At 67.9% G+C, this 8,153-nt stretch carries 6 protein-coding genes; 3 read left to right on the top strand and 3 right to left on the bottom strand.

The window, feature by feature from the left end:
• Positions 1-174 precede the first annotated feature (174 nt).
• The 3 genes from IRZ30_RS13500 to IRZ30_RS13490 form a co-directional block, all read right to left on the bottom strand.
• Positions 175-1,080 carry an ABC transporter permease gene (locus tag IRZ30_RS13500; RefSeq protein WP_294085958.1) on the bottom strand — a complete coding sequence of 302 codons (906 nt, stop codon included), beginning with the start codon at positions 1,078-1,080 and terminating at the stop codon, positions 175-177.
• 50 nt (positions 1,081-1,130) lie between these two features.
• Positions 1,131-2,054, bottom strand: a complete 924-nt coding sequence (locus tag IRZ30_RS13495) for an ABC transporter permease (protein ID WP_294085956.1) — start codon at positions 2,052-2,054, stop codon at positions 1,131-1,133.
• 105 nt (positions 2,055-2,159) lie between these two features.
• Positions 2,160-3,917 carry an ABC transporter substrate-binding protein gene (locus tag IRZ30_RS13490; protein WP_294085954.1) on the bottom strand — a complete coding sequence of 586 codons (1,758 nt, stop codon included), beginning with the start codon at positions 3,915-3,917 and terminating at the stop codon, positions 2,160-2,162.
• A gap of 400 nt (positions 3,918-4,317) precedes the next feature.
• Here IRZ30_RS13490 and IRZ30_RS13485 point away from each other — a divergent pair, with 400 nt between their 5' ends.
• The 3 genes from IRZ30_RS13485 (at position 4,318) to IRZ30_RS13475 (ending at position 7,988) form a co-directional block, all read left to right on the top strand.
• On the top strand, positions 4,318-5,037 hold the full coding sequence (locus IRZ30_RS13485; RefSeq protein ID WP_294085953.1) for a GntR family transcriptional regulator: 720 nt from the start codon (positions 4,318-4,320) through the stop codon (positions 5,035-5,037).
• Positions 5,038-5,138: 101 nt separating this feature from the next.
• Positions 5,139-6,260, top strand: coding sequence for a Gfo/Idh/MocA family oxidoreductase (locus tag IRZ30_RS13480; protein ID WP_294085951.1), 1,122 nt, complete (start codon positions 5,139-5,141; stop codon positions 6,258-6,260).
• 3 nt (positions 6,261-6,263) lie between these two features.
• Positions 6,264-7,988: a DUF885 family protein gene (locus tag IRZ30_RS13475; protein ID WP_294085949.1), complete on the top strand. Its 1,725-nt coding sequence runs from the start codon at positions 6,264-6,266 to the stop codon at positions 7,986-7,988.
• Positions 7,989-8,153: the final 165 nt, after the last annotated feature.

The raw sequence follows: 8,153 nt of genomic DNA, 5'->3' as shown, positions 1-8,153 counted from the left end.
CGCCCCCGGCGCCGCTCAGGATGACAACGCGGGGGCGCGGACGGCTGTCGCGTTTACCGGATTAATTCGTCAAAGTTCATTAGCCCCGGGCACGCGCCGACTGCGTAGACCCTTCCCACCACCCGCCTCGGGCATATCACGACGGCCACCGTCGCAGCCCGACACCGCACGCCGCTAGAGCTTCAGGCGCGGGTCGAGGGCGTCGCGCAGGCCGTCGCCGAAGAGATTGATCGCCATGACCAGCAGGAGGAGCGCGATGCCGGGGAAGGTGGTGAGCCACCAGGCGCTGCTGACGAAGTCCTTGCCGTTGCTCAGCATCGCGCCCCAGTCGGGCGTGGGCGGCTTGATCCCCAGACCCAAGAAGCTCAGGGCGGCACCGGAGATGATCGCCGATGGGATGCCGAGCGTCGCCAGGACGATGATCGGCGCGAGGGCATTGGGCAGGATGTGCCGCGCGATGATACGCGCGTTGCGGCAGCCGATGACCCGGGCGGCCTCGATGTACTCGGTCTCCCGCAGCGTGAGGACCGACCCACGCACGACCCGGATGAAGACCGGCATCCCGGAGATCCCAACCGCGATCATGGCGCTGACGAGGTTCGGCCCCAGGATCGCGATGATGACCAGGGCGAGCAGGATCCCCGGGAACGCCAGCATCACGTCCACCAGCCGCATGACCACCATATCGGCCGCGCCGAGGTAGTAGCCGGAGATGAGGCCGAGCACCGACCCGGCCGTGACCGAGATGGCCACGGCGACGAAGCCCATGGCCACGGAGGTGCGCGACCCGTAGATCACCCGGCTCAACACATCCCGGCCGAACTGGTCGGTCCCCATCCAGTGGCGGGCGCTTGGCGGCTGGAGCGAGTCGATCGGGTTGAGCTTGACGGGGTCGAAGGGGGCCAGCCACGGCGCGCCCACCGCCATGAGCAGGATGACGACGAAGACCACGACGCCGATCAGCGCCCCCTTGTTGGCGGCGAGGCGTCGCAGCGCATCCCCCCAGAGACTCCGCGGCTTCCGCTGCAGCGCGACCAGCGGCTCGGCCGACGCGACGGCTGCGGAGGTTGCATCCCTCATGGTCACCACTCACCGGACACCGTAGCCAGGCACCGCCGCCTGCCAGGGCGTCATCGAAGCCGAATCCGTGGGTCGATGACGGCGTACGCGACATCGACCAGCAAGTTGATCACGACGTAGATCGTGGCCAGCACGAGGATCACACCCTGCACGACCGGAAAGTCCTTGTTCTGGATCGAGTCGACCACCAGCTTCCCCAGCCCCGGCCGGGCGAAGACCGTCTCGGTGATGACCGCCCCGCTCAGCAGGCTGCCGAACTGGAGACCGATCACCGTGATGACCGGGATCAGCGCGTTGGGGATGGCGTGCCGCAGTACCACGGCGGCACGGCGGAGCCCCTTGGCCCGCGCGGTCGTCAGGTACTCCTGCTGGAGCACTTCCAGGATGCTGGAGCGGACCAGGCGGGCCAGGGTCGCAGCGGAAAGGAGCGCCAGCGAGACGGCCGGCAGCACCAGTCCGCGCAGCCCGGGTTGGCTGGTCGCCGGGAACCACTGGAGTCGTACCGCGAACAGCATGATGAGCAGCAGCGCGAGCCAGAAGATCGGCACGGAGACACCGACCAGCGCGACCGACATCGACACGGTGTCGAGCCAGCTATTGCGGTTCAGGCCCGACAGGATGCCGAGGCCAACCCCGACCACGATCGCGAGCGCCATCGCGGCAATGGCGAGCGCGGCGGTATTCGGCAGGCGATCCCGGATCTCCTTGCTCACCGGCTGGCCCGTCTGGAGCGAGCGGCCGAGGTCGCCATGCAGGGCCTTCCAGACGAAATCCCCGTACTGCACGTAGAGCGGCCGATCGAGGCCCATGATGTGGCGCATCTCGGCCAGCCGCTCGGGCGTCGCCGTCTTGTCACCCAGATAGATCGACGCCGGGTCGCCCGGGATGAGATACAGCATCAGGAAGACGACGATCGAGGTGAGCATGATCGTCGGGATCGCCAGGAGCAAGCGCTTCTGCAGGTATCGAACCATGCTGCATCCCTATGCTGGATCAGCACGAGTGGATGCACCGGCCGAGGGCGCGTGGCTCGCCGGCGCGCTCCCCGTCCGGCGCATCCAGATCGATCGACCGGAGCCCTACGCCGTCACCCGGGCCCCGTGGAAGAGCGGGAAGTTCCCCGACCAGTCGAGGTAGACTCCCTCCACCTTGCCCTTCTGATAGGCGTAGAAGTTAACCACGTTTGCGAAGAAGACCATGATCGCCTCATCCAGCGCCTTCTTCTGGATCTGGGCGTAGAGCTGCTTGCGGACCTCTGGGTCGGTCGAGCCCGCGGCCTGGTCGAGGAGCTGGTCCATCTCGGCGTCCTTGTACCGGTTCCGGTTGGTGCCGCCGTCGGCGTTCGAGGAGTGGAACAGGATCCGCAGGACGTCAGGGTCGGTGGCAGACTCCCACCAGAACTGGAGATGGTGCTCACCCGCTCGGACCGCGTTGAAGTAGCCGGCCTGCGCGAGCCCGTTGAGCTCCACCTTCACACCGATCGCGGCGTACATGGCCTGCAGGAAGGTGGCCATGGCCACCGAGTCGGCGTTGTCCGACCGGTAGTAGAGGCCGAGGACCAGCTCCTGGCCGTCCTTCTTGCGCACGTCGCCGTCGAGCGTCCAGCCCGCCTCGTCGAGCAGCGCGCCGGCCTTCTCGGGATCGTAGGAGTACATGTCCTCGGTGGCCGGATCGTAGCCGAACATGTTCGCGCTGAGTGGGCTGTTGGTCGGCTGGTAGAGCCCGCGCCAGACGGCCTGGTTCATGCCCTGCTTGTCGACACCCCACTGCAGCGCCTGGCGCACGCGCACGTCGTTGGTCGGCTCCCTGGTCACGTTGATCATCATCGACTCGCCGGAGCCGGCCGAGGGAGCCTCGAGCACCGTCAGGGACGAGTCGCCCTTGAGGCTCTCGACATCCTGGGTTGGTACATCCTGGATGAACAGCACCTCACCCGACTTCAGAGCCGCTACGCGCGTGGCCGGCTCGGGGATGATGCGCCAGGTGATCGCGTCGAGGAGCGCGGGGCCCTCGTTCAGGAACGACGGTCCCCAGTTGTAGTCCGGATTCCGCACCAGGCGGACCTGATTGTCGGTCTCATACGACTCGAACTTGAAGGGGCCGGTGCCGACCGGGTGAGTACCGAAGTCAGGACCGTACTGCTGGACGGCCGCCGGCGACACCGGCGCCAGGTTCGGCCCGGAGCAGGAATCGAGGAAGGGCGCGAAGGCGGTCTTGAACTTGGCGGTGACGGTCAGGGGATCGACCACCTCGGAGCTGTCGTACGGACCGATCAGCGAGAAGGCGGTCTGTGACTTCAGTTCGGGGTCGACGATGCGATCCCAGGTGAACTTGACCGCCTCGGCGTTGAAGTCGGTGCCGTCGTGGAACTTCACGCCGGAGCGGAGGTGGAAGGTGTACTCGTCAGCGGTAGTGGCGACCTCCCACTTCTCGGCCAGTCCCGGCACGAACTCACCGGCGCTCGGCTGCCAGACGAGCGGGTCGAAGATGTGGATCGCGATGCGGCCGACGTCGGTGAAGGTCGTGACGTTCGGGTCGAGCGTGTCGAACCGGTTGGTCAGCCCGTAGATGAGCTCGCCCCCGGCCTCGGCGGCCCCGCCGCCCGCCGCCGGCGTGCCCGCTCCGGTGCCGGTCGACGACGTGGCGGACGCGGCTGACGTGGGTGCCCCGCCCTGGGAGCTGCTCGTTGGGGTGGCGTCGCTCGATCCACCGCAGGCCGTCAGGAGGCTCCCGACCGAGAGCGCGACACCGCCGCCGACGACCGCGCGGAGCAGCCCGCGGCGCGACACACGGCGCCCGGCCCGGTGCGACAACGACCGCTCGATAGGCTCTGACATACCTCACCCCCTCCTGAATGGCTATGGTGAGCCACAGCCGCACACGCTGAGAACGGAGGCCTGCCAACCTCGCACCGGAGACTTGACATTGTGTTCACCAAGATATATTGTCGACAATCGGTTGTCAAGCAATTGCGGCGGCCACATATGGCACGGCGAGACCAAACGGCGGATCGGACGCGGGGGCGCGCAGGAGAGGAGATGAACCAGCGCAGGCAGGGGCCTCGCGGGATCGGTCGCGCCAGCGCGAGCGCGGGAAGCGCGGGAGATGGACGCACGACGATGGCTCACCATCGGGCACGGCGTGACGCTCTGAGGCCAACCTTGATAATCTCGGTGCCCGTGGGACAGATTCACTCGCAGCACTCACCGTGTTCGCACCGTATTGAGAGGACAGGGCATGCTGAGAGAAAGGCCATCGCGCCTGCGGCGCCCGAGCCGTCTTCGTCTCGTGGATGATGTCTGCGGTTCGCTCCAGGAGGCCATCCTCTCCGGTCGGATGCAGCCAGGAGAGCGGCTCGTCGAGACATCCATCGCCAGCGAGCTGGGGGTCAGCCGGACCACCGTCCGGGAAGCACTCCTCATGCTTGAGCAGCAGGGCCTGGTGGTCATCCGGCCTCGGCGCGGCGCGTTCGTCACGCGCCTCTCCCCCGATGAAGCGCACGACCTCAAGATCACGCGCGCGCTGCTCGAGGCCTTCGCACTGCGGTTGGGGCACGCGCGGTTCGACGACGCGCTGATCCAGGATCTCACCCGACTGCTCGACGAGATGCGGGCCTTCACGCTGCCGGCCGAGTTCCCGCAACTGGTGCAGACCGATCTGGCGTTCCACCGCCGCCTCGTGGAGACGGCCGGCTCACCGCGCTTGCTGGCGCTTTGGGGCGCGCTCGACGGCCAGATCGGGGCGCTGATGCTCCGGAGCTTTGAGACGATCCACGGCACGATCGACGGCATCGCCGCGCTGCACGAGCGGTTGCTGGACGCAGTACGCACGGCCGAGCCTGCCCAGCTCCAGGCCGCGGTGATCGAGCACTATGTGGGCCCCGAGGCACTGAATTCCGATGGGGTGGCGTCGATGATCGAGGTCATCGACGCGGTGGCGGAGCGACGCATCAGGTGATCTGCCGCGCACCGTTCCGGTGCACGGCAGCGCGAGAGTTGCCGCGCGACGGGGGTCGTCACCGCCCCTGAAGCGGTGTGAGGATGTGGAGAGCAGAGTAGATGAGCGAGAGCAGGGTGCGGGTAGCAGTCCTCGGTGCGGGCGCCTGGGCGGAGCACGCCCACATCCCGGGCTGGCAGCGCGACCCCCGCGCGGAGCTGGTCGCGATCTGCGACATCGACGGTGAACGCGCCCGGGCGTTCGCCAGCCGCTTCGGTATCCCGGAAGCCAGCGACGACTGGCAAGCCATCGTCGGCCGCCCTGACATCGACGTGATCGACATCGTGACCCCGTCACACACTCACTTCGAGTTGGCCTGGGCCGCGCTCGAGGCCGGAAAGCACGTGCTGTGCGAAAAGCCCGTGGCCTACGACTTTCGCGACACCCGCCGTGCTGCTGAACTGGCGCGCAGCAAGGGGCTGAAGACCAAGCTCGGCTTCACCTTCCGGTACAGCCCTGGGGTGCAGTACGCCAAGTGGCTGATCGACGACGGCTTCGTCGGCACTCCCTTCATCTTCAACGGCTATGAGCAGAACTCTCAGTGGCTCGATCCCATGGTGCCCCTGCGCCAGGTCAACCACGAGGCGGATCAGTCGGTCATCCAGACGTCGTCGCTCGAAGGCTACGGCGCCCCGATCATCGATATCAGCCGCTGGTGGGTGGGAGCCGACTATCGCCGCGTCGTCGGCACGATGCGTAACTTCATCCCAGAGCGCATGGTCCGGGCGACTGGCCGGATGATGCGGATGAACATCGACGATGGCGACATCTACATCGCCGAGTACACCAACGGCGCGCTGGCGTCGATCCAGACCAGCTTCGTCACGATCGGCAACTATCCGGGGGTCGAGGCCCGCATCTACGGCCAGCGGGGTGCCATCATCTGCCGGCTGGTCGAGGAGTTCGGCGTGGCGGAAACCATCAAGCTGGCGACGCCGGACAACGTCGAGTTCCGAGAGGTGGAGATCCCGCAGCACTTCTACCCGGCCGGCGGCCACCCGCGGGAGTCGTGGCGCTCGCTCTTCTATGCCAACCTGATCAAGGACTTCATCACGGAGATTCAGGACGGTGGCGATCGGAACCAGGGCAACTTCGACGATGGAGCCTGGGTGCAGGAAGTGATCAACGCGGTGGAGCTCTCCTTCCACGAGCGCCGCTGGGTTGACATGCCGCTGGAGCCCTGACCGATGACCACCCAGGCACCCGCGTTCCAGCAGTGGCTCGACGCCTTCTTCGCTGAGTACTATCGCCATCGGCCGGTGAACGCGACGTTCATCGGCGTGCATGATTTCGACGATCGCCTCCCCGACTTCTCGGAGGCGGGCGTCGATGCCTGCGTCGTCGGGATGGCCGATCTCCAGCGCCGGCTGCGCGAGCTACCCGACGAGCCGCTTTCCGCAGCGGAGGCGATCGACCGGCAGCTCGCCGAGGGATTCCTCGAGATCCAACAGTGGGAATTCGCCTCGCGGCATTTCCAGCGCGGCAACCCCTGTGTCTACACCGGCGAGGCCATCTTCGGCGTCCTGAGCCTGTTCCTGCGGCCCTTTGCGCCCTTTCCGGAGCGGGTCGCCTCTGCCGTCGCTCGACTCGAAGCGATCCCCACGCTCCTCGCGCAGGGGCAGGCCAATGTGCGCGCCGCCCCGACGGCCTGGACTCAGCGCGCGATCCGGGAGTGCGACGGAGCGCTGGCCTTCCTCACCGACGGCATCGACCGGCTCTGCGCCGAGCACGGCGGCGAGCAGCCTCAACTCCGCCGCGCGGCCGACCGAGCCGCCGCGGCGTTCTCCGCCTTCCGTGCCTACCTCCAGACGGACCTGCTGGCGCACCCGGTCGAAACCTACGCCTGCGGGCCGGACGCGCTCGACCTGCTGCTCCGGCGCGGCCACTTCCTCGCGCAGGGCGCGGAGGAGATCGAGCGCTACGCGTGGTCGCAGTTTGAGGAGGCCAACGCCCGCCTCGCGGCGAGCGCGGCGGCCTGCGGCGTGCCGTCCTGGTCCGCGGCGCTGGCGCAGCTCACCGACCTGCATCCGACGACCAGCGACTACTACGCGCGCTACACGGCGATCTGGGACGCCGCGAAAGCCCACGCCGAGGCCCACGATCTTGTCACCTGGCCTGACTACCCGATCCGCTACATCCCGCAGCCGGTCTGGGCACGCCAGGCGGCGCCATCGCTCTACTTTCTCTTCTACCGCGCGCCGGCGGCGTTCGACCGCGTCCCGGTCGTCGACTACCTGGTGACCCCGATCGAGCCGGACATGCCGCCGGAGGAGCAGGAGCGACGCCTCCGGGCACACAACGACAGCGTGATCAAGCTGAACCACGTCATCCACCACGGGGGGCTCGGGCACCACGTGCAGAACTGGTACGCCTATAACCGAGCCGCGTCACGCATCGGGCAGGTGGCCGCGGTCGACTGCGCCTCCCGGATCGCCATGTTCTGCGGCGGGACGATGGCCGAAGGGTGGGCGTGCTACGCGACCGAACTGATGGATGAGTTCGGCTTCTTGACGCCGCTTGAGCGCGTCGCGGAGACCCATTCACGGCTGCGCATGGCGGCGCGGGCCATCGTCGACGTGCGCCTCCACACCGGGGCCTTCACGCTCGACGAAGCCGCCGCGTTCTATCGCGAGCGCGTCGGCATGAGCGACGAGGCGGTCAAGAACAGCATGTTCCCGGGCACGGCGCTGATGTACCTCGTCGGCACCGATCTGATCCACGACCTGCGCCGGACCCTCGCGGCGCGGCAGGGCGCGGGCTTCCACCTCCGCCAGTTCCACGACGCGTTCCTCGCCTACGGCTCGGTGCCGGTCAGCCTGATCGCGGACGCCATGCTGCGGGAGATCGAGCCGCAGCCCGGGTCGGCAAGCCGGCGGGGCACCGTCAATGAGTGCGGTGGTCCTGAGCGGTAGCCCGATCCCGCGTGCCGCACCAGGCGCCCGCCGCGGCACGTCGAGCGTCGCGGTGTCTACGCCCGCCCGGCGGCCTGGCGGCGGCGGCGGGCGAGGGCGTCGATGGTGACGGCCAGCAGCAGGACGCCGCCGGTGATCATGAACTTGATCGCGGCGGAGAGCGCC

It is taken from the genome of Sphaerobacter sp. (genome assembly GCF_019683595.1).
Lineage (GTDB): Bacteria > Chloroflexota > Chloroflexia > Thermomicrobiales > Thermomicrobiaceae > Sphaerobacter.
This window is presented reverse-complemented; position numbering and strand designations above follow the sequence as displayed.

What these genes read in the sequence shown, in the direction of transcription:
- IRZ30_RS13500 (WP_294085958.1), bottom strand. Translation starts at nt 1,080, where the DNA reads ATGAGGGATGCAACCTCCGCAGCCGTCGCGTCGGCCGAGCCGCTGGTC.
- IRZ30_RS13495 (WP_294085956.1), bottom strand. Translation starts at nt 2,054, where the DNA reads ATGGTTCGATACCTGCAGAAGCGCTTGCTCCTGGCGATCCCGACGATC.
- IRZ30_RS13490 (WP_294085954.1), bottom strand. Translation starts at nt 3,917, where the DNA reads ATGTCAGAGCCTATCGAGCGGTCGTTGTCGCACCGGGCCGGGCGCCGT.
- IRZ30_RS13485 (WP_294085953.1), top strand. Translation starts at nt 4,318, where the DNA reads ATGCTGAGAGAAAGGCCATCGCGCCTGCGGCGCCCGAGCCGTCTTCGT.
- IRZ30_RS13480 (WP_294085951.1), top strand. Translation starts at nt 5,139, where the DNA reads ATGAGCGAGAGCAGGGTGCGGGTAGCAGTCCTCGGTGCGGGCGCCTGG.
- IRZ30_RS13475 (WP_294085949.1), top strand. Translation starts at nt 6,264, where the DNA reads ATGACCACCCAGGCACCCGCGTTCCAGCAGTGGCTCGACGCCTTCTTC.